At 57.4% G+C, this 23,239-nt stretch carries 20 protein-coding genes; 13 read left to right on the top strand and 7 right to left on the bottom strand.

The window, feature by feature from the left end:
• Positions 1-52: 52 nt before the first annotated feature.
• The 3 genes from D0C27_RS11690 (at position 53) to D0C27_RS11680 (ending at position 4,907) form a co-directional block, all read left to right on the top strand.
• Entirely contained in the window at positions 53-1,051 is a 999-nt protein-coding gene (locus D0C27_RS11690; protein WP_009460158.1) for a TAXI family TRAP transporter solute-binding subunit, read from the top strand.
• A gap of 202 nt (positions 1,052-1,253) precedes the next feature.
• Positions 1,254-3,884, top strand: coding sequence for a TRAP transporter permease (locus tag D0C27_RS11685; protein WP_137431614.1), 2,631 nt, complete (start codon positions 1,254-1,256; stop codon positions 3,882-3,884).
• A gap of 96 nt (positions 3,885-3,980) precedes the next feature.
• Positions 3,981-4,907 (top strand): pseudouridine synthase, encoded by a 927-nt coding sequence (locus D0C27_RS11680; protein ID WP_137431044.1) that lies wholly within the window; start codon positions 3,981-3,983, stop codon positions 4,905-4,907.
• Between the two features lie 113 nt (positions 4,908-5,020).
• On the opposite strand, the gene D0C27_RS11675 is transcribed toward D0C27_RS11680, so the two are convergent.
• The 6 genes from D0C27_RS11675 to D0C27_RS11650 all read right to left on the bottom strand — a co-directional run bounded on the left by D0C27_RS11675 (position 5,021) and on the right by D0C27_RS11650 (position 10,613).
• Entirely contained in the window at positions 5,021-6,010 is a 990-nt protein-coding gene (locus D0C27_RS11675; protein ID WP_009460155.1) for an asparaginase, read from the bottom strand.
• Between the two features lie 63 nt (positions 6,011-6,073).
• Positions 6,074-6,757 carry an ABC transporter permease gene (locus tag D0C27_RS11670; RefSeq protein WP_021447100.1) on the bottom strand — a complete coding sequence of 228 codons (684 nt, stop codon included), beginning with the start codon at positions 6,755-6,757 and terminating at the stop codon, positions 6,074-6,076.
• Positions 6,754-7,467, bottom strand: coding sequence for an ABC transporter permease (locus D0C27_RS11665; protein ID WP_009460152.1), 714 nt, complete (start codon positions 7,465-7,467; stop codon positions 6,754-6,756). The genes D0C27_RS11670 and D0C27_RS11665 overlap by 4 nt, the downstream gene beginning before the upstream one ends.
• A gap of 18 nt (positions 7,468-7,485) precedes the next feature.
• Positions 7,486-8,295: a transporter substrate-binding domain-containing protein gene (locus D0C27_RS11660; protein ID WP_009460151.1), complete on the bottom strand. Its 810-nt coding sequence runs from the start codon at positions 8,293-8,295 to the stop codon at positions 7,486-7,488.
• Between the two features lie 89 nt (positions 8,296-8,384).
• Positions 8,385-9,164: an ABC transporter ATP-binding protein gene (locus tag D0C27_RS11655; RefSeq protein ID WP_009460150.1), complete on the bottom strand. Its 780-nt coding sequence runs from the start codon at positions 9,162-9,164 to the stop codon at positions 8,385-8,387.
• 159 nt (positions 9,165-9,323) lie between these two features.
• Positions 9,324-10,613, bottom strand: coding sequence for a Glu/Leu/Phe/Val family dehydrogenase (locus D0C27_RS11650; RefSeq protein WP_035268560.1), 1,290 nt, complete (start codon positions 10,611-10,613; stop codon positions 9,324-9,326).
• Between the two features lie 194 nt (positions 10,614-10,807).
• Between D0C27_RS11650 and D0C27_RS11645 the strand changes: the two genes are divergently transcribed.
• Positions 10,808-11,512: a YggS family pyridoxal phosphate-dependent enzyme gene (locus D0C27_RS11645; RefSeq protein WP_170978573.1), complete on the top strand. Its 705-nt coding sequence runs from the start codon at positions 10,808-10,810 to the stop codon at positions 11,510-11,512.
• A 134-nt stretch (positions 11,513-11,646) separates the two neighbouring features.
• The gene (locus D0C27_RS11640; RefSeq protein ID WP_009460137.1) at positions 11,647-12,615 is read left to right on the top strand and encodes a Bug family tripartite tricarboxylate transporter substrate binding protein; all 969 of its coding nucleotides are present in this window, start codon (positions 11,647-11,649) and stop codon (positions 12,613-12,615) included.
• A gap of 29 nt (positions 12,616-12,644) precedes the next feature.
• Here the strand turns inward: D0C27_RS11640 and D0C27_RS11635 are convergent, their stop codons facing one another.
• Positions 12,645-13,331, bottom strand: coding sequence for a Crp/Fnr family transcriptional regulator (locus D0C27_RS11635; protein WP_009460136.1), 687 nt, complete (start codon positions 13,329-13,331; stop codon positions 12,645-12,647).
• 175 nt (positions 13,332-13,506) lie between these two features.
• Between D0C27_RS11635 and D0C27_RS11630 the strand changes: the two genes are divergently transcribed.
• The 8 genes from D0C27_RS11630 (at position 13,507) to D0C27_RS11595 (ending at position 23,221) form a co-directional block, all read left to right on the top strand.
• Positions 13,507-15,474: an AMP-dependent synthetase/ligase gene (locus tag D0C27_RS11630; protein ID WP_137431042.1), complete on the top strand. Its 1,968-nt coding sequence runs from the start codon at positions 13,507-13,509 to the stop codon at positions 15,472-15,474.
• Positions 15,475-15,488: 14 nt separating this feature from the next.
• The gene (locus D0C27_RS11625) at positions 15,489-16,274 is read left to right on the top strand and encodes an ABC transporter ATP-binding protein (RefSeq protein ID WP_009460135.1); all 786 of its coding nucleotides are present in this window, start codon (positions 15,489-15,491) and stop codon (positions 16,272-16,274) included.
• A gap of 11 nt (positions 16,275-16,285) precedes the next feature.
• Positions 16,286-17,215 carry a branched-chain amino acid ABC transporter permease gene (locus D0C27_RS11620; protein WP_009460134.1) on the top strand — a complete coding sequence of 310 codons (930 nt, stop codon included), beginning with the start codon at positions 16,286-16,288 and terminating at the stop codon, positions 17,213-17,215.
• 12 nt (positions 17,216-17,227) lie between these two features.
• A complete protein-coding gene (locus tag D0C27_RS11615; protein ID WP_009460133.1) occupies positions 17,228-18,292 on the top strand; it encodes a branched-chain amino acid ABC transporter permease in 1,065 nt (354 codons plus the stop codon).
• A 136-nt stretch (positions 18,293-18,428) separates the two neighbouring features.
• Entirely contained in the window at positions 18,429-19,697 is a 1,269-nt protein-coding gene (locus tag D0C27_RS11610) for an ABC transporter substrate-binding protein (protein ID WP_009460132.1), read from the top strand.
• Between the two features lie 50 nt (positions 19,698-19,747).
• Positions 19,748-20,581 carry an ABC transporter ATP-binding protein gene (locus D0C27_RS11605; RefSeq protein WP_035268554.1) on the top strand — a complete coding sequence of 278 codons (834 nt, stop codon included), beginning with the start codon at positions 19,748-19,750 and terminating at the stop codon, positions 20,579-20,581.
• 253 nt (positions 20,582-20,834) lie between these two features.
• Complete coding sequence (locus D0C27_RS11600) at positions 20,835-22,115, top strand: phenylacetate--CoA ligase family protein (RefSeq protein WP_060186532.1); 1,281 nt, start codon at positions 20,835-20,837, stop codon at positions 22,113-22,115.
• A 128-nt stretch (positions 22,116-22,243) separates the two neighbouring features.
• Positions 22,244-23,221, top strand: coding sequence for an amino acid ABC transporter substrate-binding protein (locus tag D0C27_RS11595; RefSeq protein ID WP_240688350.1), 978 nt, complete (start codon positions 22,244-22,246; stop codon positions 23,219-23,221).
• Positions 23,222-23,239 lie beyond the last annotated feature (18 nt).

The following is a 23,239-nucleotide window of genomic DNA, read 5'->3' as shown; positions in this document are numbered from 1 at the left end:
AAACCGGACATTCCGGCAATTCAAATGGGGTCCACCCCAAGGGAGACAAAAGATGAAGCACACTGCAAAGAAAACAGGTAAGAAACTGGTGTTGGCATCAAGCACAGCAGCCGCTTTATGTGCCATGTTATTGAGCCCTTTGCCGGCCAGTGCCCAGCAAAAATTTGTCAGCATTGGAACGGGTGGGGTGACAGGGGTGTATTACGCGGCCGGCGGAGCTATTTGCCGGTTGGTGAATAAAGACCGTGGGACCGATGGCGTGCGATGCTCTGTCGAGTCTACCGGCGGTTCGGTGTTTAACGTCAATACCATCAAGGCGGGCGAACTGGATCTGGGGGTGGTGCAGTCCGACGTGGGCTACAACGCCTATAACGGCGAAGGGCAGTTCAAGGACGGCGGTGCCTACACCAAGCTGCGCTCGGTGTTTTCTATCCATCCCGAACCCTTTACGGTGTTGTCGCGCAAAGAAGCCAATATCAGTACCTTTGACGACTTCAAGGGCAAACGGTTTAACGTAGGCAATCCGGGTTCGGGCACACGAGCATCGATGGATCAGTTGTTGCAGGCAATGGGCCTGGATAACAGCTTTTTCTCGCTGGCCTCCGAACTGCGCCCGGACGAACATGGTCCAGCCCTGTGTGATGGCAAGATTGATGGGTTCATCTATGGAGTCGGGCACCCTTCGGCCAATATTCAGGACCCGACCACATCTTGTGGCGCCAAGCTGGTTCCTCTGACGGGGCCTGCTGTAGAAAAACTGGTCGAAACCTATCCTTACTATGCCAAGGCCGTCATTCCGGGTGGCCTGTACCCCAACAACCCAGACGATGTCCAAACTTACGGTGTTTTAGCGACTTTTGTGACGTCGGAGGATGTCCCTGAAGAGTCCGTTTATAACGTCGTCAAAGCCGTATTCGACAACTTTGATGATTTCAAGCGTTTGCATCCTGCATTGGCAAACCTGAAAAAAGAAGACATGGTCAAGAACGGCCTGTCTGCTCCTTTGCACAAAGGGGCTGAAAAGTACTTCAAGGAAAAAGGGTTGCTGTAAGGCGGCCTGATATTGACCAGGCTGGCTACGCTGGCCTGGTCGCAAGTGCCACCGCACCGGCAGTGGTCTTGCTTCTGGTTTGGAGTTCCTGGGCTGCCTGGCCCAGGTGATCGGTGCTTGGTCGTTTGACCCGGCTGCATCGGCGCTTCAAACCAGGCTTTCCTGGAGACATATGCAAATGACACAACAAGAACAGAAGAAAATGGGGCCGGACGTCGCCCTGACACAGGATGAAACGGCAGAACTGGAAAAGCTGGTTGCAGACGTAGACAGGGGCGGGCGCACTGTTGCGGGCGCAGCGGGCATGGTTTTGTTTCTGGCGGCCATAGGCTGGTCCTTGTTTCAGCTTTGGTACGCTTCCCCGCTGCCCTTTGCCCTGAATATGGGCATTTTCAATGACACTGAGGCGCGTGCCCTGCATTTGGGCATTGCCATGTTTCTGGCCTATCTGGCGTTCCCTGCCCGCAAAAAGTCGGCTCGGGACCGTATTCCAATTCATGACTGGGTCCTGGCCCTGATCGCTGCTTTTTGCGGCTCATATTTGTTCTTTTTCTATAAAGAACTGGCCATGCGCCCAGGCATCCCGACCACAATGGATGTGGTCGTGGCCAGTGTTGGCCTGGTGTTGTTGCTGGAGGCTACACGTCGCTCTTTGGGCGCGCCGATGGCCGTGTTGGCACTGATCTTTATCGCTTATATTTTTCTCGGCCCCTGGTTGCCGGATGCGCTGTCTCATCGCGGTGCTTCATTGCAGCGCCTGGTCTCGCATATGTGGCTGACTACCGAAGGGGTTTATGGGGTCGCACTGGGCGTTTCGGTTTCTTATATCTTTATTTTTGTATTGCTGGGCTCCTTGCTGGATCGTTGCGGGGCGGGCAATTACATGATGCAGGTCTCGTTTGCCTTGCTGGGGCATTTGCGTGGGGGGCCTGCCAAGGTTGCCGTGGTGTCCTCGGCGGTGAATGGCATTGTGTCTGCGTCCTCCGTTGCCAATGTGGTGACGGGCGGTATTTTTACGATCCCTTTGATGAAGAAAGCCGGTTACGGCGGTATTCGGGCCGGGGCCATTGAAACGGCGTCTTCCGTCAATGGCCAGATCATGCCGCCTGTCATGGGAGCGGCGGCCTTCCTGATGATTGAGTATGTTGGCATTCCCTATACCGACATCATTCGGCATGCGCTGCTGCCCGCGGTCATTTCGTATATCGCGTTGTTTTATATCGTGCATCTGGAAGCGCTCAAGCTGGGAATACAACCGATGATGGCATCGGGCAAACCCAGAACGTTCATGCAGAAGCTAGCCGGCTGGGGCATGGGTACGGCGGGCACCTTGATTGTGATGGGACTGGTGTACTGGATAGGCGTAGGGGTTCAGGCGGTAGCCGGTGCCGCCGCTATCTGGATTTTGTTGTTCCTGCTGCTGGTTCTGTATGTGTTTTTGCTGAAAGTGGCTGCAGACCACGAGGACCTGCCCACCGATATTAATGTCAACACACCGGTGCGCCCCGAACCGTGGCCAACGGTGCGAGCCGGTTTGTATTTTCTGATCCCTATTGGCATTTTGGTCTGGTGCCTGACGGTAGAAGTGATGTCCGCGGGCCTGTCGGCCTTCTGGGCCGTTGTGGCCATGTTGTTCCAGATGGCAACCCAGCGTCCCATCATTGCCTGGTTCCGCAAGCAGGCGGCGGCTCAGCCATTGCGCCAAGGCGTCAGTGAAGTCTGGGTGGGGTTGCAGGAAGGTGCCCGCAATATGGTGGGCATCGGTATTGCTTGCGGGACGGCCGGCTTGATTGTGGGTGCTATCACCTTGACGGGTCTGGGCCTGCGCATGACAGCCTTTGTGGAGCTGGTCTCCATGGGCAATGTGCTGGTCATGCTGTTTTTTACCGCTGCGGTGTGTCTGGTTTTGGGCCTGGGTATGCCTACCACCGCCAACTACATTCTGATGGCTACCTTGATGGCGCCGGTAGTGGTGGAGCTGGGGGCACAAAGCGGCATGATCATTCCGCTGATTGCCGTCCATATGTTCGTGTTTTATTACGGGATCATGGCGGACATCACCCCGCCTGTGGGCTTGGCCACTTTTGCAGCCGCTGCCATTTCAGGGGAGGACCCGATCAAGACAGGGGTGCAGGGCGTGACCTATGCCATGCGTACAGCCGTGCTGCCCTTCATGTTCATCTTCAATCCCATGCTCTTGTTGATTGGCATACATAGTGTCTGGGAGTTGATTATGGTCGTGGTGGGTGCGACCGTGGCTTCCCTGACATTTGCAGCGGCAACCATGGGATGGCTGCGCATCAAAACAAGCTGGCTGGAGACAGTCTTGCTCTTGTTGGTGACGTTCATGCTGTTCCGACCCGATTGGTTCATGGACCATATCAGCGAAAAGTATCAGAGTCGCCCCGCGTCAGAGTTGATGCAGATTGTTCAGAACACGCCAGACGGAGGCAATCTGGTGGTGCAACTAGCGGGGATGAATCTGGAGGGTAAAGACTTGCAGAAAACAGTGGCTGTATCATTGCCCGGCTTGCCGCAAGGAGATGGGGCGACCGGCTTGGCAGCGGCCAGCAAGCGTTTGTCTCAGGCAGGGCTGACGGTGATGGCTTTTGGAGATACGGCGCAAGTGGCATCGGTCGCTTTTGGCAGTTCAGCGCTTAGAGCCGGGTGGGAGCAGGGCTGGGATATTCTGGAGGTGAAAGTGCCGCATCCGGATCGACCGTCCGAGTTTTGGGTCTATATTCCCTCGTTCCTGATTTTGCTCTGGCTGTGGCTAAGGCAAGGCCGGCGGATGCGTCTTGATGCCATCCCACAAGCTGCAGTCCAGAGCTGAGCGAGCCAGCCGCCCTGAGGGTGGCTGGTAGTACACTGATGGCTCTGGATGTCTGGCCCGCTGCAATAGCGGGCCATTTTCTATTTGGTTTTTGTAATGACACCAACAACAAGTGCGCCGCCTGTCCCTTCGCGCGGTGGGGTCAGCCCCAGCAAAGTATGGTGCCCGCGCGGGCACTGGAACTTGCTGGAGGAGTTCTTGCTGGAACGCTTCCCCCATGTCAGCCCCGAGATTCTGTTGGACAGGCTGGCACGAGGCGACATTCTGGATCAGGACGGGGTGCCGCAACATTTTGGTTCGCCTTATCAGCCCGATCGTTGGTTATGGTACTTCCGCATGGTGGAAAACGAAGCGGTCGTCCCTTTCGATATGCCCGTTCTATACGCGGATGAGCGTCTGATTGCTGTGGACAAGCCGCACTTTCTGGCTACAACGCCGGGCGGTCGCTACTTGTACGAAACCGCGCTGACTCGTCTGCGGCGGGACTTCGGAGAGGATGGCATCAGCCCCATTCACAGGCTGGACAGGGAAACGGCGGGTATCTTGCTGTTTTGTCGTGATCCTGCGGCTCGCGGGGCCTACCAGTCCCTGTTTCAGCAGGGCGGGATCGAGAAAGAATATGAAGCGGTCGCGCCGTTTCAGGAAAAGCTGGCAAATGGGCTGCTGTACAGCAGCTGCATGAAAGAAGTGCCCGGCAAGTTTGTCATGTGTGAGGTTGAGGGCGAGCCCAACAGCAGCACCGAGATTATTTGCGAACGCCACTGGCAGGATGAGCAGGGTCAGGAGCTGGCCTTGTACCGCCTGCGTCCCAAAAGTGGCCGCAAGCACCAGTTACGCGTGCATTTGAGCAGCCTGGGGGCACCTATTATCAATGATGTGTTCTACCCTGAGCTTTTGCCGGAGCGTGACGCGGACGATTTCAGCCAGCCCTTGCAGTTGCTGGCTCGGCACATTGCCTTTGTGGACCCCATAACGGGTGAGCAAAGACGCCTCAGCAGTCAGCGGCAGCTGGAATTGGCTTGAGCCTATTGGCATTGCGCTTGAGTACGCTATTGCCGAACAGCCACAGCCAGCCTTGCCGCCCCTGGCCGTTACTTAGCCAGCGTGTCCAAGCGACAACGGCGAAAGCCCGAACCTTAATAGTCGCGGAAAGCCGCCTCTATCTCATCGTGCTCCAGTTGAGCAGCCAGACACAGCATTAATAAAATTCGGGCCTTTTGAGCAGGCAAGTAATGCGCGGCAATGGTGTTGTGATCCTGGTCATACGCACTGTCTGTCACAGGTCCTGCATGGATGCGAGAAGCCCGCACACACACCACGCCTAGTCGGTGTGCCCGGCTGACACCTTCCAAGGCTCCGGGGGTCAGGCTGCCGTTGCCAGTCGCCGCCACCACAATGCCTTGCACACCGCTTTGTGCTGCGTGGCGGTACAGTTCGGCCAAAGTATCGGGGTGATCATAAAAAATCTGCACTTTAGGCAGACTGTGCAAAGAGCGCACATCGAACAGGCTGCTGTGCGTATGGGGCAGCAGCGTACGCATCATGAAACGCGGCTGCCCGCCTGCAACCAGACCCAAGGGGCCGGCATCGGGTGAACCGAAGGCGCTGGTCTGAGTGGTGTGTTGTTTGCTCAGGAAACGAGCGCTGTGTATCTGGTCGTTCAGCAGTACCAGTACACCTTGATCCTGTGCCAGCGAAGAGCAGGCTACTTGCACGGCCTGATACAGATTCAGTGGACCGTCGGCACTCAAGGCCGAAGCCGGGCGCATCGCCGCCACCATAACCACGGGTTTGTCGGTTTTCAGGGTCAGGTGCAGGAAAAAAGCGCTTTCTTCCAGCGTATCGGTGCCGTGGGTAATGACCGCGCCGTTGATGTCCGGTCGTGCGAGCAGAGCATTGAGCTTGTGGGACAGCTCCAGCAGCATCAGCGAGCCCATGGCCCGGCTGTCCACGTTGAAAATCTGATGGCATTCCAGATCGGCCAGCTCGGTGATACCGGGCACGGCTTGCAATAGCGTTTCTACGCCCTGGGTGATGTCGTAGTCCGTCAGACCAAGATTGGATTGGGTTGTGGCGGCAATGGTGCCGCCGGTGCCTACCAGGGCCAGTTTGGGGCGAGTCGGCATGTGAGGGTGCTCCGCGTCCAGTTGTTGCGCTAGGGGGTGCGGAGAGCCTGGGGTGGCGCCGGTTTAACGGCGCACTTTCAACCAGCGCTCGACCAGGTGCACCACCGATAGCAGGGTAAAGTTGATCAGCAGGTACAGCAGACCCGCAATAACAAAGGTCTCGATGATGGCGTAGTTCTGGTTCATCAAGCGTTTGGCATGACCGGTCAGGTCCATGACGGCAATGGTCGAGGCCAGACTGGTGCCTTTGATGGCCAGCACAATTTCATTGCTGTATGCGGGCAAGGCCTGGCGAATCGCCAAAGGAAACGCCACGCGACGAAAGCGCATCCAGGCGGACATGCCGATGGACTTGGCTGCCTCGATCTGGCCCACTGGCACAGCCTGAAAACCGCCCCGGAAGACTTCACTGACGTAGGCGCCACTGTTCAGGCCAATGGCCAGAATCGCGCAGCGCATGCCGTCGCTGAACAGCCACCACAACGTGGGTGAGTCCTTTACAAAACTCAGGGTGCCCACACCGTAGTACAGCAGGAACAACTGCACCAGCAATGGGGTGCCACGAAATACCGTGCTGTAGCTAAAGGCAAAGCTGCGCAAAATGCGGCTATGGGACTGGCGCATCAGGGCCAGTGACAGGCCGATGAACAGCGACAGCACAATGCCCCACAGACCGATATAGACGCTCATGCCGAACCCCTTGAACAGGGTTTCGACGGTGGTATTGAATAATTCCAGATCAATCATGCCTGGGCTCTCATGCCTTTGCCGGTATAGCGTTCGGCCAGCAAAAACAGGGCCTGACTACAGGCACCAATCAGAAAATAAAGCACGCCTGCAATCAGGTACATGGCCATGGGTTCGCGCGTGTTGGCGGCTCCCAGGGTCGCGGCCCGCATGATCTCGACCAGACCCACCAGGGAGATCAGAGCCGTGTCTTTCAGTGCGGTTTGCCAGACGTTATTGGCGCCGGGCAGGGCGTACCAGAACATTTGCGGCAGGATAATGCGGCGCAGGCGCTGCCAGGGGGACATGCCAATGGCTTTGGCGGCCTCGATCTGGCCTTCGGGAATGGCTTGCAAGGCACCGCGAAACACTTCCACGCTGTACGAGCCTGCAATCAGGCCAATGGCCAAAATGCCGACCAGTGCGGGGAACCAGCGCGTCATCACATCTTCCATGCGCATGAAATCGGCCAGATCGGAGACGACTTGGACCGAGCCAAAAAACAGCAGGTAGATGATGAGCAGCTCGGGGATACTGCGAACAACCGTGGTGTACAGGCTAACGGGGCCACGCAGCCAGCGTGGCCCGTTGGTCTTGATGCTGGCTCCTGTAATCCCAATGACTACGCCCAGGGCCATGCCCAAAACGGAGATCAGCAAGGTCATTGCTGCTCCGCGAAGGAACATCCAGCCCCAGCCTTCGCGCAGCACATTAAAAATGGTCTCTAGCATCAAGTGGTACTTCTCGACTTATTTCTTGCAGATCTCGTAGTTGGCGATGTCGATGTCAAACCACTTTTCGCTGGCGGTCTTGACGGTGCCATCGTCGATCAGCTTGCACAGGGCAGCGTCAACCTTGGCTTTCAGTTCTGCATTGTCTTTGTGAATACCGACGGCAATGCCATAACCCAGAGTTTCAGGGTCGGAAGAGCCTTTGATGACCAGCTTGGACAGGGCAAAGTTGTCCTCGCCGACTTTATGCAGGAATTTGGACTGGGAGGTCAGGTCGGCAAAGGTGCCGTTCAGACGACCGGCGTCCAGATCGATTTGCATCTGGTCCAGGGTCTCGTAGTTCTTGACGGTGGTCTTGGGGGCTTTCTTGGACAGGAAAGCGCCGTGAGTGGTGCCACCTTGAACGCCAATGGTTTTGCCAGCCAGACCATCAAAAATAGCTTGTTCGTTGTCGGCACCGACCAGTTCACTGTTCTTGGGCAGAACGAAAATGGCGTCTTCAACGGCGTAAGGAATACTGAAATTCACGCGCTTGGCACGCTCGGGGGTGTAGGACATGCCCGAGATGATCAGGTCAAAGCGTTTGGCATCCAGCGAAGGAATCAGGCTGTCAAAGGCTTGCACGATGAATTTGCAATCGCTGTTCAGCTCCTTGCACAGGGCAGCGCCCACGTCGGCGTCAAAGCCGGTGACTTTACCGGCTGCGTCCACCATGCTCCATGGTGGGTAACCGCCTTCGGTACCGATTTTCAGGGTGTCTGCCATTGCAGCCTGGGAGCCCAACAGGGCCAGGCTGGCACAGATCAGGGTCTTGCTGAGGAAACTCATGGTCTGGCTCTCCTTTGTGGATAGGCTGGTCAGAGCCGTATTGGCCCTGCTGGTTTTCCAGCCGGTGTCGTATTCACGAAGCGATGATCTTACTGCATTGGTTGTAGAAACTGCTGTAGACGCTCGGATTGTGGCCTATCGAACAGATCTTTGGGATGGCCACGTTCTTCAATCAGGCCGTTGTGCATGAAAATGGTCTCGGAAGAGACGTCACGCGCAAAATTCATTTCGTGGGTGACCAGGATCATGGTGCGGCCTTCCTGGGCCAGCTGACGAATCACACGCAGTACTTCGCCCACCATTTCCGGGTCCAGCGCCGAAGTCGGTTCGTCAAACAGCAAGACATCCGGGTCCATGGCCAGGGCACGGGCAATGGCCACGCGCTGCTGCTGACCACCGGACAGTTCGGCCGGGTAGGCATCGCATTTGTTGCTCAGGCCCACCTTGCCCAGCAGTTCGCGGGCGTATTCAGCCGCTTCACGGGCCGGGCGGCCTTTGACATGGATGGGGCCTTCGGTGACGTTTTGCAGCACCGTGCGGTGCGACCACAGATTGAAGTTCTGAAACACCATCCCCAAGCGGGCGCGGACTTGTTCCAGCAGGCGCGGATTGTCCGTCTGGCAAATGCCCTTGCGATTGCGATGGCTGCGCAAAATGTCATTGCCGATCTGGATTTCGCCCTGATCGGGGACGACCAGATGGTTAATGCAGCGCAGCAGGGTACTCTTGCCCGAGCCGGAAGCTCCAATAATGGAGAGCACATCGCCCTTGTGAGCTTGCAGGGAAATACCCTTGAGCACCTCGTTGGTGCCAAAGCGTTTGTGGATGTCGCGTACCTGGACCGCCGCGTTCAGGTCATTGTTATTCACAGCAACGTCCTTGCGGTCAAAGAGAAAGGGGGTAAGGGTTTCATACGGGTGTCATATCCTGGATGCCCCGATTCTACCGCTTTCCCCCTGTTTTTTTTGCACAAGCGCTGTATTTTGCTCATAAAAAGCGGCATAAACCGGGTACGCCGCCTTATGATCTTATGGATACAGGCCGCGTACCTGACGAGATTCCAGAATGCGGGCGCAACCCACGATAAAGGCAGCGGTACGCAAGGTGACGTTGTGCTCTTTGGCAACTGCCGCCACCGTGGTGTAGGCCGAGCGCATCATCATTTCCAGACGGTTGTTGATCTCGTCCTCGGTCCAGAAGAAGCTGGAGAAGTCCTGGACCCACTCGAAGTAGGACACGGTCACGCCACCGGCGTTGGCCACCACGTCCGGAACAATGATCACGCCCTTGTCGTTCAGGATGTCGTCGGCTTCCGGGGTGGTGGGGCCGTTGGCGCCTTCGATCACAATGCGGGCGCGGATGCGGTCGGCATTGTTCTTGTTGATCTGGCCTTCCAGCGCGGCCGGGATCAGCAGATCGGTTTCGATATGCCAGAAGTCTTCGTTGGAAATGGCCTCGGCATTGGGCGCTCCGGCCAGACCTTTGTGCTGTTCCATGTGGTTCAGCAAGGCCAGTACGTCCAGACCGTTGGGGTTGTATACCGTGCCGGTGTGATCCTGTACGGCCAGCACCTTGGCACCGGCTTCCTGGAACAGGCGGGCAGCGGTGCCACCCACGTTACCGAAGCCTTGCACAATGACGCGGGCGCCATTCAGGTCGATACCGGCGTCGCGGGCCGCTTCACAACCCACGGTATACACGCCGCGGCCAGTGGCTTCCACACGGCCCAGGCTACCGCCCAGGGAGACAGGCTTGCCGGTGACCACGCCGGTGCTGGTGCCACCGACATTCATGGAGTAGGTGTCCATCATCCAGGCCATGGTCTGGGCGTTGGTGTTCACGTCCGGGGCTGGAATGTCCTTGTTGGGGCCAATAATCACACCGATTTCGCTGGTGTAGCGGCGGGTGATGCGCTCCAGTTCGGCTTGGGAGTGGTTGCGCGGGTCAATACGAATACCGCCCTTGGCACCGCCAAATGGCAGGTTCACGGCAGCCGATTTGATCGACATCCAGGCAGCCAGAGCCATCACTTCGGACAGGGTGACATCCTGGTGGTAGCGCACGCCGCCCTTGCCTGGGCCACGGGAAGTATTGTGCTGAACGCGGTAGCCCTCGAAGTGGGCCACGGTGCCGTTATCCAGTTCAATGGGTACGTCGACAATCAGCGTGCGCTTGGGGCGCTTGAGTGTTTCAACCCATCGGGACAGTTTGCCCAGATACGGAGTGACTCGCTCCACTTGTTCGAGATAAATACCCCACGGGCCGACGTCGTCGGCGTTCAGGTATGACGGCAAAGCATGGGTGGGACGATCTGTCATGAGCTCCTCGATAAGGTTGGGGAAACGGGATACGAGTACACAGTGAAGACGTGTGATTGCGCACAGACGCAGAACCTGGCAAACACGCTGTGGATGGGCTTAGCGGTGGCCGTGTGCAACAGTTATGCTATCGGAAATGGCCGCTGTTGTGTTTGCAGCGTTTGCGATGGTTTTATCTGGGTGCGTGTGCATTGATGGCTTCTTCTGACTCTTCCCTTTCTGGTCGCTTGGCGCAATTGCGCCAACGTATCGAACAGGCTTGCTTGCAGGCCGGCCGCCCTGCTGATGCGGTGGCTCTTTTACCGGTAAGCAAAACCTTTCCTGTGCCCGTGCTGGCTCAAGCCCTGGATTTGGGCCTGTCGCGAATGGGCGAGAACAAGGTTCAGGAGATTCGAGACAAGCAGGCAGAGCTGGCCGATCGCGCGGTGCAGTGGGTGATGATAGGCCATCTGCAGAGCAATAAGGCCAAAGATATTGCACGCTTAGCCAGCGAAGTACAGTCTTTGGACCGTTTGTCCCTGGCTCAGGCCCTGGATCGACACCTGCAACACGAGCAGCGTAGCCTGGACGTGCTGATCCAGGTCAAGACCTCGCCCGAGCCCAGCAAATTTGGTTTGGCACCTGAAGAACTGCCCGCTTTCATGCAGTCCCTGCGTTCGCTCGATACCTTGAAGGTCCGTGGTCTGATGACCATGGCCGTCAATAGCGATGACCCCCAGGCAGTTCGCGCCTGCTTTGCCAGCCTGCGCCAGTGGCGCGATCGTCTGGTGGAGTTGGGCCATGAACAGGTGCAAGGCCTGTCCATGGGCATGAGCGGGGATTTCGAGCTGGCGATTCAGGAAGGTTCCACTGAAGTGCGAGTGGGTTCGGCCCTGTTTGGCGCACGCGATTACAGCTAATCGATATCCGCATCGTTACTAATGCCCTGTGCAGGCCTGTCCGCGCATAATGTCTCTGCGCATCCCGGACGGGATGCTTAAAACTTAAAAAAAATAGCGCCAAAAGCGCTGTCTACACGCATGGAGGAGACATCATGCATTGGAAGAACTTTGGAGCCGGTGTGCTGTTGCTAAGCGCCAGCCTGACAGGAACGGCCTTGGCAGCAGACTGGCCCCAGTCTGCCGTCACCTGGGTAGTCCCTTATCCCGCAGGTGGCGGTTCAGATGTGATTGCCCGGCTGGTCGCCAAGCAGCTGGAAAGCAGCCTGGGCCAGACCTTGATTGTGGAAAACAAACCGGGGGCCGCCACCATTATTGGCGCAACCTACGTCAGCAATGCCAAGCCCGATGGCTATACCGTAGGCACGGCTGATTCGGGCACGCTGGCCTTTAACTCCTCTTTGTACAGCAAGCTGCAATACGACCCGGCTGCCTTCACCTATGTGGGCGGTCTGGCCCGCTTCCCCCTGATGCTGGCAGTGCCACAGGAGTCGCCCTATAAAACCGTGGCCGATCTGCTGGAAGCAGCGCGTAAACAGCCTGAAAAGCTGACGTCCTCGTCCGCTGGCAGTGGCTCTCCACACCATTTGGCTCTGGAGATGTTCAAGCAGCGCACGGACACCAAGATCGTGCACGTTCCTTACAAGGGAGCCGCACCCGCCATTCAGGATTTGCTGGGCGGCCAGGTGGATATGTCCTTTGTGGATTCCGCCGCAGCGCTATCCAACATCAAGGCCGGCAAACTGCGAGTGCTGGCGGTTGCCACGCCCGAGCGTAGCAGTCTGTTGCCTGATGTGCCAACCATGGCCGAAGCGGGTATTGCCGACTTCTATGCCTATGCCTGGCAAGGTTTGGTGGGCCCACCCAAGATGGACGAAGGCGCCCGTCAACGCTTGAGCCAGGACTTGATGCAGGCCCTGAAAACGCCCGAGCTGGACCAGCGTATTCGCGAGATGGGGGTGGAACCCATGCCCATGACGCCCGATGAATTCCAGGCTTACGCCCAGCGTGAACGGGCTGAATGGGCCACGGTTATCGAGCGTGCGGGCATCCGTATGGATTGACCTTGATGCGGCCCACAGTGGCCGCATAATCAGGCGGCATATTCATCGCCGTAACGTTTCAGGCCGTCCAGGTCCAGCACCTGGACGCCACCATACTTGATCAACAACAGCCCTTCGTTTTCCAGTTGGCGCAGGGCCTGGTTGGCTCGTTGGCGCGACACACGCGCCAGGTAGCCGATCTCTTCCTGGGTAATGTCCAGGCGCAGACCTTTTCCGGGGTAGAGCAGCGGGTTGAACAGCTCTGCCAGACAGCGTGCCACGCGGGCATCGGGGGTAGACAGGCTGTTGTATTCCGCCTTGCCGATAAATTGCGCCACACGTTCATTGAGCTGATGCAGGAGGTAGCGGTTGAAAGCAATGCTCTGGTCCAGCAAATCGTTAAAACTGTGTACGGGCAAGCGGGCCACCTGGCTGTCGCGCAAGGCGACCACATCGTATTTGCGCTCTTCGTTTTTCAGCAAGGAGCCTTCGCCTATCCAGCCACCGGCAGGTACCCCGGTCATGGAAGCGATCTTGCCTTCGGAATTTCCTACCGACACTTTGAGCAAACCCGAGAGCACGCCAATCCACGCGGTGGCGCGTTCTCCCTTGCGTTCGACGATGGCCCCGGCCTCGTATGCGGTGATCAGTGTGTCGCGGCGGACACGCTCTTGCAGCTCGGGTGTCAACAAGCGAAACCAGGCGGCTCGCTCCGATAAAGCATCTACAACATGCATGAGGATTAACCCTCGATAAAGGTCGAATGTCATGTCCGTGACAATCTTCGGGACGGGCAGCCGATAACTTGATTATTAACAGGCTGCAAATAGCTTGAGGGCATAACATCTGCCTTCTGCCGCAATCATAAGCAGCCTCCTGGACCATAACAAGCCGGGAAAATTCGGAGGAGACATGGTTGTGCGGATGGATAAAGAGCAGGTAGCGGGTTTACCCGGCACCTTCCCAGCCTGGATAGAACACCATGCCCAGGTGCGCGGCAACAAAGTTGCCATGCGCGAAAAAGACCTGGGAATCTGGCAGACCTGGACGTGGCAGGAGCTGGCCGAACAGGCCGAGCAACTGGCTGCGGGCCTGGCCGGGCTGGGTGTCAAAGACGGTCAGCACGTCGCGGTGATCGGTGAAAACCGCCCGCGCCTGTACCTGGCCATGATGGCGGCGCAAATGCTGGGCGCTGTGCCCGTGCCTTTGTATCAGGATGCGGTAGCCCAGGAAATGCTGCACGTATTGCTGGATGCCAGCATACGCGTGGCCGTGGTCGAGGACCAGGAGCAGGTCGACAAGCTGCTGGAAGTCTGGGATCAGTGCCCCGATCTGGATGCGCTGATCTATGACGACCCACGCGGTCTGCGCAATTATCAGCAAGAGCAGCTGCAATACATCGAGCAGGTCATGGAGCAGGGCCGCCTGCAATTGGCGCGGGATCCGGACTGTGTGCGACACATCTGGAAGGCTATTACGCCTGACCATGCTGCTGCCATGTTCTACACCTCCGGCACCACCGGCAAGCCCAAGGGGGTGGTGCTGACTCACGGCGCTCTGGTGGATCGTGGCCTGGCCATTCAGGAACTGGAGTCGCTGACCGATGCCGAGGAAGTGCTGGCTTATCTGCCTCCCGCCTGGATCGGGCAGAACATGTTTTCCTACACGCAGTTCCTGGTCACGGGCTTTACGGTGAATCACCCTGAGTCACCTGAAACCGTGTCCATCGACCTGCATGATATTGGCCCGACCTATTACTTTGCGCCTCCCCGCGTGCTGGAAGGCTTGCTCACGCAAGTGACTATCCGCATGGAAGATGCCGGTGCTCTGAAGCGCGCCTTGTACAAGCGTTTCATGTCTCTGGCGCATCGTGTGGGTGTGAAGATTCTGGACAAGCGTCCCGGCGTGGGGATGTGGGATCGCCTGTGCTATGGCCTGGGCAATATCCTGATCTACGGCCCCTTGCGTAATGCCTTGGGCATGAGCCGCGTGCGTGTGGCCTATACCGCTGGTGAAGCCATCGGACCCGATCTGTTCGACTTTTACCGTTCCATTGGCATCAACCTGAAGCAGCTCTATGGCGCTACCGAGACCTCGGTATTCGTCTGCGTCCAGGAAGACGGCCATGTGCGTGCCGACACCGTAGGCCCACCTGTGAAAGGCGTGGAAATTCGTGTGGCCGATAACGGTGAAATTCAGGTGCGCAGCCCCGGCCTGTTCAAGGAGTACTACCGCAACCCCGAGTCCACCGCCGAGTCCTTTACCGAGGACGGCTGGTACCACACGGGTGATGCCGGTTATCTGGACACCGATGGTCAGCTAAAGATCATCGACCGTGCCAAGGACGTGGGCAAACTGGCCGATGGCTCCTTGTTTGCACCCAAGTACATCGAGAACAAGCTCAAGTTTTTCCCCTTCATCAAGGAAGCCGTGGCTTTTGGCGATGGTCAGGAGGAAGTGTGTGCCTTTATCAATATTGATCTGGAAGCCGTGGGTAACTGGGCCGAACGTCGCAACCTGCCCTATGCCGGTTACACCGATCTGGCCGGCAAACCCGAGGTCTATGCCCTGATTCGGGATTGTGTGGCTCAGGTCAATGCTGATCTGGCTAACGACCCCAAGCTGGCCGGATCGCGCATCAGCGCCTTCCTGATTCTGCACAAAGAGCTGGACCCCGATGACGATGAACTGACCCGTACCCGCAAAGTACGTCGCGGCTTTATCGCGCAAAAGTACAAGGTTCTGGTCGACGCCCTGTTCAATGGCCTGGACAGGCAGTTTGTGGAGACAGAAGTGAAGTTTGAGGATGGGCGCAGCGGTCGCATTTCGGCAGACCTGCACATTGAGCGCATGACAGACGCAGCAGCAAGGAGCGCATGATGAGTGAGGCGCAAATGCCGGGCCGTCGCATTGGCCCAGTGGTACTGGATTTGAAGAATATTTCGCTGTCTTTTGGTGGTGTGAAAGCGCTGACCGACATCTCGTTCAACATCCGTGAGCACGAGATCCGCTCCATCATTGGCCCGAACGGCGCAGGCAAAAGCTCCATGCTGAACGTCATCAATGGCGTGTATGCACCACAACAAGGCGAGATTGTCTTGCGTGACCAGAGTTATGCCCGCATGAACTCGCGTCACACCGCCGAGCAGGGCATTGCCCGCACCTTTCAGAACCTGGCTCTGTTCAAGGGCATGAGTGTGCTGGACAACATCATGACCGGCCGCAATCTGCACATGAAAAGCGGGGTGTTTGCCCAGGCTTTCCGACTGGGCGGTGCCGAGCGTGAAGAGATTCGCAACCGTGAATATGTGGAAGGCATCATCGACTTTCTGGAAATCCAGGCCTACCGCAAAACGCCGGTAGGACGCTTGCCTTACGGCCTGCAAAAGCGGGTTGACCTGGGGCGGGCACTGGCGATGCAACCGAGCATTCTGCTACTGGATGAGCCCATGGCGGGCATGAACATCGAAGAAAAGCAGGATATGTGCCGTTTCATTCTGGATGTGAACGAAGAGTACGGCACCACGATTGTTTTGATTGAACACGATATGGGTGTGGTCATGGATATTTCGGACCGTGTGGTGGTCCTGGACTATGGCAAGAAAATTGGTGACGGAGTACCGGACGAAGTACGACAAAATCCGGACGTCATCCGCGCCTATCTTGGCGCTGGCCATTGAGGGGAACGGACATGGCATTTTTTCTTGAAACTTTGCTGGGCGGCCTGATGAGCGGGATGTTGTACGCCCTGGTCGCGCTGGGCTTTGTGCTGATCTTCAAAGCATCGGGTGTCTTTAACTTTGCACAGGGCGCCATGGTGCTGGTGGCCGCGCTGGCCATGGCCCGTCTGTCCCAGTGGATTCCGCAGTTGCTGGGCATGGAGCCGGGCATCCTGGGCAATGTGCTGGCTTTCATTGTCTCGGCCATCTTGATGTTTGTGCTGGCCGTCGTCATTGAGCGCTGGGTGCTGCGCTATCTGGTGAATCAGGAAGGCACAACCTTGCTGATGGCCACGATCGGTATCAGCTATCTGCTCGACGGTCTGGGTCAGATCGTGTTTGGCAGCTCCGTGTATTCCATTGATGTGGGCATGCCCAAAGATCCGGCTTTCATTCTGGAGTCCATGTTTGAAGGCGGCGTGCTGGTCAGCCTGGAAGACTTGAGCTCGGCCGTGGTTGCAGCCTTGCTGGTTGTGGCCCTGGCCATCTTCTTCCAATACACCAGCGTGGGCCGCGCCCTGCGTGCGGTGGCGGACGATCATCAGGCAGCGCAATCCATTGGTATTCCCTTGAACCGTATCTGGGTGGTGGTCTGGACCGTAGCCGGTTTGGTGGCTCTGGTTGCCGGCATTATCTGGGGCTCCAAATACGGGGTGCAGTTCACCTTGTCGACCGCAGCGCTGCGCGCCTTGCCGGTGGTGATTCTGGGTGGTCTGACCTCGGTGCCCGGCGCTATTGTGGGTGGCCTGATTATCGGTGTGGGCGAGAAAGTGTCCGAGGTTTACCTGGGCCCTTATGTAGGTGGCGGCATCGAGATCTGGTTTGCTTATGTGCTGGCCCTGGTGTTCTTGCTGTTCCGACCACAAGGTCTGTTCGGCGAGAAGATTATTGATCGCGTCTGAGGTGGAGTCGATATGATTTACCGCGAAAATGGTCAGTTCAAAAGCAGCTATCGGGCTGACCAGCAGATTTTTCCCATCCGCCAGGATCGCTATGTGGTGTTGGGTTTGTTGCTGGTGGCATTCCTGCTGGTGCCAGCCATGGCATCCAACTACTTCCTGCAAGCTATTCTGATCCCCTTTCTGATCCTGTCTTTGGCAGCGATTGGCCTGAACATTCTGGTGGGCTATTGCGGCCAGATTTCCATCGGTTCGGGTGCTTTCATGGCTGTGGGTGCGTATGCCGCCTGGAACTTTGGTGTCCGTATTCCGGAGCTGCCACTGGTCCTGCAGATCCTGCTGGGCGGCGTGTTCGCCACCTTGGTAGGCGTGGCTTTCGGTATTCCCAGCTTGCGTATCCGTGGCTTGTACCTGGCCGTCACAACCTTGGCCGCACAGTTCTTTGTGGATTGGGCTTTCCTGCGTATTGCTTTCTTCACGAACTACTCGCCTTCGGGCAACGTGTCGGTGCCTGCCTTGAGCGCCTTTGGCTTGCCGGTTCAAACCCCCATGCAGAAGTACCTGTTCGTGCTGATCTTCGTGGTGGTGTTTGCTCTGCTGGCCAAGAATTTGGTGCGTGGTGCGATTGGCCGCCAATGGATGGCTATTCGTGACATGGACGTGGCCGCAGAAGTGATTGGTATTCGTCCGGTCTACGCCAAGCTCACCGCCTTTGCCGTCAGCTCTTTCATCATCGGTGTGGCCGGTGCCTTGTGGGCCTTTGTGCACCTGGGTTCCTGGGAGCCGCTGGCCTTTGACCTGAACCGCTCCTTGCAGTTGCTGTTCATCGTCATCATCGGGGGTCTGGGCTCGATCGTAGGCAGCTTTTTCGGTGCCGCGTTCATGGTCTTGCTGCCCGTGTTCCTGACCAACGTGCCGCACTGGTTTGGTGTGTCCATTGGCGTGGATACAGCCTCGCATATTGAACACATGGTGTTCGGTGCCCTGATCGTATTTTTCTTGATTGTGGAGCCACACGGTTTGGCTCGACTCTGGAGTATTGGTAAGGAAAAGCTGCGCTTGTGGCCCTTCCCCCATTAACAGCAGGTAGGCAGTTCATTACAACAACAGCCCCGCCATCGGGACGGGGTACTTAGACAAATGGTACTTATCGGAGGACCAGGAGATGACAACACGACTGAAACGCGCTGTGCTCGGTTTGAGTGCTTGCGCTGCAATGCTGACCATGAGTACAGCCGCTGTAGCAGCCGAGGAACAGTACATTCCCTTGCTGACCTACCGCACCGGCTCCTTTGCCCCACTGGGTATTCCATGGGCGGACGGCAAGCTGGACTATCTGGCTTTGGTTAATGAACGTGACGGCGGTGTGAATGGCGTCAAGCTGGTATACGAAGAGTGTGAAACAGCGTACGCCACCGACCGTGGCGTGGAGTGCTACGAGCGCATGAAAGGCAAGAACGGGGGCGCTTCGGGTTTTGATACCCAGTCCACGGGCATTACCTTCGCGCTGACTGACAAGGCCTTTGTCGATGGCGTGACCATTGAAACCATGGGCTACGGCCTGTCGCACTCGGCTAACGGTGCGGTATTCGAGTGGAACTTCCCGCTGCTGGGTACCTACTGGACTGCGGCTGACGTCATGATCCAGGACATCGCCAAGCAAGTGGGCGAGGACAAGCTGAAGGACCAGCGCATTGCTCTGGTTTATCACGACTCGCCGTACGGCAAGGAGCCTATCGCCCTGTTGCAAGCACGCGCCAAGGAACAAGGCTTTAAGCTGGATCTGTACCCTGTGACCGCCCCTGGCGTGGAACAGAAATCCACCTGGCTGCAAGTGCGCAAGAACCGTCCTGACTTCGTCCTGCTGTGGAGCGCCGGGATCATGACGCCTACCGCCATCCGTGAAGCTCAGGCTGTGGGTTACCCACGCGACAAGATCTACGGCATCTGGTGGGCAGCTTCCGAGAGCGATGTGGTCGATCTGGGCCAGACCGCCAAGGGCTACAAGGGCATCACCATTCACAACAGTGCTGGGGACGGTCCGGTGCATGACGCTGTGCGCGAGATGCACGCCAAAGGCAAAGGCGCTGAAAACGGTGACAAGTACGTCGGCACGCTGGCTCACACCCGCGGCATGATGATCTCCATGATGCAGGTTGAGGCTATCCGCACCGCACAAGAGAAGTTCGGCAAAGGTCAGCACATGACTCCCGAGCAAGTGCGCTGGGGCTTCGAGAACCTGAATCTGGACGAAGCACGCCTGAAAGAGCTGGGCTTTGAAGGCATCATGCGTCCCGTCAAAACCTCGTGCAACAACCACATGGGTGATGACTGGGCCCGTATCGTGCAGTGGGACGGCAGCAAGTTCGACGTCGTGTCCGACTGGTATCAGTCCGACAAGAAGTTTGTCGATCCTTTAGTCAAGGAAATGTCGGCTAAATACGCCGCCGAGAAGAAAATTACGCCTCGCACCTGCGAAGGCTAAACCCAGGCGCCCAGGGTTCGCCCTGGGCACTGCATTGCGTGGGGAAGATTATGAGTGAGACCGTAGGCCAAGTGGATGAGACGCCCATCTTGTTGGACGTCAATGGCATCGAAGTGATTTACAACCACGTCATTCTGGTGCTCAAGGGCGTGTCCTTGCGTGTGCCAGAGGGGCGGATTGTTGCCTTGCTGGGCGCCAACGGTGCCGGTAAAACCACGACCTTGCGGGCCGTATCGAATTTGCTGCGCGCCGAGCGTGGCGATGTGACCAAAGGCCAGATCCATCTGCGTGGCGAACGTATTGACCAACTGACTCCGGCGGATCTGGTCAAGCGCGGCGTGGTGCAGGTGATGGAAGGGCGCCACTGTTTTGCGCACTTGAGCATTGAAGAGAATCTGCTGACCGGGGCTTATACCCGTACCTTGTCACGCGGCGATTTAAGCGCCGAGCTGGACAAGGTGTACCAGTATTTTCCGCGTCTGAAGCAGCGCCGTACCAGTCAGGCCGGCTATACCTCGGGCGGGGAGCAGCAAATGTGTGCCATTGGCCGTGCCTTGATGGCCGACCCGGGCATGATCTTGCTGGATGAACCCTCCATGGGCCTGGCACCACAGGTGGTGGAAGAAATTTTCGAGATCGTGCGTGACCTGAATCAGCGCGAGCGCGTCAGCTTCTTGCTGGCCGAGCAAAACACCAACGTGGCTCTGAAGTATGCCGACTACGGCTACATCCTGGAAAACGGCCGCGTCATGATGGATGGACCCTCCCAGGCCTTGGCCGAGAACGAAGACGTCAAGGAGTTCTATCTGGGCGTGTCCGGGGGCGAGCGCAAGAGCTTTCGCGACAATAAATTTTATCGACGACGCAAGCGCTGGCTGGCTTAACTCCCAAGGATTTCCAATGTATCAGCAGGGCCTGGCCTGTATTGAAAGCAGCAGGATCAGCACAGGAGCAGGCCACCGATCGGGATGCACACAAGGTGCCGCCCTGACCCCTTTTGACGTTTTTAGTTTTGGGCAGCTTCTGGCTACACGGGGTGTGGTAGCAGAGCTTGGTATCGACACCTGTCTGTCTGCGGACAGAACGTCGGCTGGGCGCGGGAGTGTTTGAATGCCAATTCATCCCACTGGAGGAGAGATGAGCGAATATTACGACGAGCGCGAAACCCTGGAGCCGGACGAGCGCGAAGCCGATTTACTGTCCCGTTTGCCGCAGGTCTTGCAAGCGGCCGCAAAAGGGGCCCCTGCGATTGCCAAGCAACTGGGTTCGGTTGATCTGGCCGCCGTGCGCAGCCGCGAGGATCTGCTGGCCATTCCGGTGTTTCGTAAAAGCGAGCTGCTGAAAGCTCAGCTGGAAGCACGTGAGCAGGCTCGCTCGGGCGGGCCATCGGCTGATTACGCGCAGTCCGTATTCGGGGGCTTTTCCTCCATTGCCTGGGGTGCGGCCCGCAAGGTGTTTGCCTCGCCCGGTCCCATGTACGAGCCAGAAAGCCGTCGCCCGGATTATTGGGGCTTTGCGCGCGCACTGTACGCGGCTGGTTTCCGCCGCGAGGAACTGATTTTCAACTGCTTTTCTTACCATTTCACTCCGGCTGGCTCCATGATGGAAACCGCCGCACATGCCCTGGACTGCACGGTATTTCCAGGCGGCGTGGGTCAAACCGAACAGCAAGTGCAGGCCATGGCCGATTTGCGTCCACATGGTTATACCGGTACCCCCAGTTTCCTGAAGATCATCATGGAAAAAGCCCAGTCCATGCAGATTGCTCTGCCAGGGCTGAGCAAGGCCTTGTTCTCCGGCGAAGCCTATCCGCCTTCCTTGCAAAAGTGGTTCAGTGAGCACGGCGTGGCAGGCTATCAGGCCTATGGCAGTGCCGATCTGGGCATGATTGCCTACGAAACCCAGGCCCGCGAAGGCTTGGTGCTCAATGAAAACCTGATTCTGGAAATTGTGCGTCCTGGTACAGGCCAGCCGGTTGCGCCGGGCGAAGTGGGCGAGGTGGTCGTGACCTCCTTTAACCCCGACTATCCGCTGGTGCGTTTCGGGACAGGAGACTTGTCTGCTGTCATGCCCGGCCAGTCTCCCTGCGGTCGTACCAACCAGCGTATTCGCGGCTGGATGGGGCGTGCTGACCAGACCACCAAGGTGCGCGGCATGTTTGTGCATCCAGGGCAGGTGGAGCAGATTCGTCTGCGTCACAAGGAGCTGGGCCAGGCGCGCTTGGTGGTGCGTGGTGCCAGCGGCCAGGATCAGATGGTGTTCCAAGTTGAAGTCTCCGCCAAGCCTGAGGGCTTGGAAAGCGCTTTGGCCGACTCGATTCGTGAAATTACCAAACTGCGTGCCCAGGTGGAGTTCATGGAGCCAGGAGCCTTGCCTCGGGATGGTAAAGTCATCGAGGACCAACGCAGCTACGATTAATTAGCCATGTAGATATGCACACAAGTAGCAGTCGGGCTGCGGTACTATGCTGGAAAATAGTCAATACCTATATCTTTGAGGAGAGCCCGATGCGCTTTGTGCCAGTTTCTGCTGTAGTCCTGGCCTTGATGGCCAGCATGCCTGTTGCCCACGCCGACACCCTGGACAACGTCAAACAGCGCGGTCACGTGCTGTGTGGTGTGACCACCGGATTTGCCGGTTTTTCTGCCCCTGATGACAAGGGCACGTGGACGGGGCTGGATATCGACGTGTGTCGCTCGGTAGCCGCCGCCACCCTGGGCGACGCCAGCAAATTCAAGGCGGTGCCCTTGAACTCGCAGCAGCGCTTTACGGCTCTGCAGTCCGGTGAGATTGATCTGTTGGCTCGTAACACCACCGTGACTCAGCAGCGTGACACCGCTGTCGGTGCGATCCACGCCGGTATCAACTTCTACGACGGTCAGGGCTTTTTGGTGTCCAAGAAACTGGGCGTATCCAGCGCCAAGGAATTGAACGGTGCCACGGTTTGTATGCAGACTGGCACGTCTAACGAAAACACCATGGCTGACTGGGCACGTGCCAACAAGGTTGAGTACAAGCCTGTAGTAATCGAGCAGTTCAACGAAGTGGTTAACGCTTTCGTGGCTGGCCGCTGTGATGTGTTCTCTACCGACGCTTCCGGTCTGGCGTCGATCCGTATCTCCAAAATGGAGAACCCGGACGACTACCTGGTGTTGCCTGAAATCATTTCCAAAGAGCCGCTGGGCCCATTCGTCCGTCAGGGTGATGATGCCTGGCTGAACATTGTGAAATGGTCCATTCAGGCCAGCTTCAACGCCGAAGAGCTGGGTGTGACCGCTGCCAACGTGGACGAGAAGCTCAAGAGCAACAACCCCAATATCCAGCGTTTGCTGGGCGTGACTCCCGGTGCCGGTAAAAACCTGGGCCTGGACGAAAAATGGGCTTACAACATCATCAAGCAAGTTGGTAACTACGGTGAGTCCTTCGAGCGCAACGTGGGTAAAGGTAGCCCGTTGCAAATCGAACGTGGCCTGAACGCCTTGTGGATCGACGGTGGCCTGATCTACGGTCTGCCTATTCGTTAATTCTTTCGGGATTTGCGA

It is taken from the genome of Alcaligenes faecalis (assembly GCF_005311025.1).
Classification (GTDB): Bacteria; Pseudomonadota; Gammaproteobacteria; order Burkholderiales; family Burkholderiaceae_B; genus Alcaligenes; species Alcaligenes phenolicus.
This window is presented reverse-complemented; position numbering and strand designations above follow the sequence as displayed.

Bases quoted from the DNA above. Each gene is read 5' to 3' on its own strand.
- D0C27_RS11690 (WP_009460158.1), top strand. From the start codon at position 53: ATGAAGCACACTGCAAAGAAAACAGGTAAGAAACTGGTGTTGGCATCA.
- D0C27_RS11685 (WP_137431614.1), top strand. From the start codon at position 1,254: ATGGGGCCGGACGTCGCCCTGACACAGGATGAAACGGCAGAACTGGAA.
- D0C27_RS11680 (WP_137431044.1), top strand. From the start codon at position 3,981: ATGACACCAACAACAAGTGCGCCGCCTGTCCCTTCGCGCGGTGGGGTC.
- D0C27_RS11675 (WP_009460155.1), bottom strand. From the start codon at position 6,010: ATGCCGACTCGCCCCAAACTGGCCCTGGTAGGCACCGGCGGCACCATT.
- D0C27_RS11670 (WP_021447100.1), bottom strand. From the start codon at position 6,757: ATGATTGATCTGGAATTATTCAATACCACCGTCGAAACCCTGTTCAAG.
- D0C27_RS11665 (WP_009460152.1), bottom strand. From the start codon at position 7,467: ATGCTAGAGACCATTTTTAATGTGCTGCGCGAAGGCTGGGGCTGGATG.
- D0C27_RS11660 (WP_009460151.1), bottom strand. From the start codon at position 8,295: ATGAGTTTCCTCAGCAAGACCCTGATCTGTGCCAGCCTGGCCCTGTTG.
- D0C27_RS11650 (WP_035268560.1), bottom strand. From the start codon at position 10,613: ATGACAGATCGTCCCACCCATGCTTTGCCGTCATACCTGAACGCCGAC.
- D0C27_RS11645 (WP_170978573.1), top strand. From the start codon at position 10,808: ATGGCTTCTTCTGACTCTTCCCTTTCTGGTCGCTTGGCGCAATTGCGC.
- D0C27_RS11640 (WP_009460137.1), top strand. From the start codon at position 11,647: ATGCATTGGAAGAACTTTGGAGCCGGTGTGCTGTTGCTAAGCGCCAGC.
- D0C27_RS11635 (WP_009460136.1), bottom strand. From the start codon at position 13,331: ATGCATGTTGTAGATGCTTTATCGGAGCGAGCCGCCTGGTTTCGCTTG.
- D0C27_RS11630 (WP_137431042.1), top strand. From the start codon at position 13,507: ATGGTTGTGCGGATGGATAAAGAGCAGGTAGCGGGTTTACCCGGCACC.
- D0C27_RS11625 (WP_009460135.1), top strand. From the start codon at position 15,489: ATGCCGGGCCGTCGCATTGGCCCAGTGGTACTGGATTTGAAGAATATT.
- D0C27_RS11620 (WP_009460134.1), top strand. From the start codon at position 16,286: ATGGCATTTTTTCTTGAAACTTTGCTGGGCGGCCTGATGAGCGGGATG.
- D0C27_RS11615 (WP_009460133.1), top strand. From the start codon at position 17,228: ATGATTTACCGCGAAAATGGTCAGTTCAAAAGCAGCTATCGGGCTGAC.
- D0C27_RS11610 (WP_009460132.1), top strand. From the start codon at position 18,429: ATGCTGACCATGAGTACAGCCGCTGTAGCAGCCGAGGAACAGTACATT.
- D0C27_RS11605 (WP_035268554.1), top strand. From the start codon at position 19,748: ATGAGTGAGACCGTAGGCCAAGTGGATGAGACGCCCATCTTGTTGGAC.
- D0C27_RS11600 (WP_060186532.1), top strand. From the start codon at position 20,835: ATGAGCGAATATTACGACGAGCGCGAAACCCTGGAGCCGGACGAGCGC.
- D0C27_RS11595 (WP_240688350.1), top strand. From the start codon at position 22,244: ATGGCCAGCATGCCTGTTGCCCACGCCGACACCCTGGACAACGTCAAA.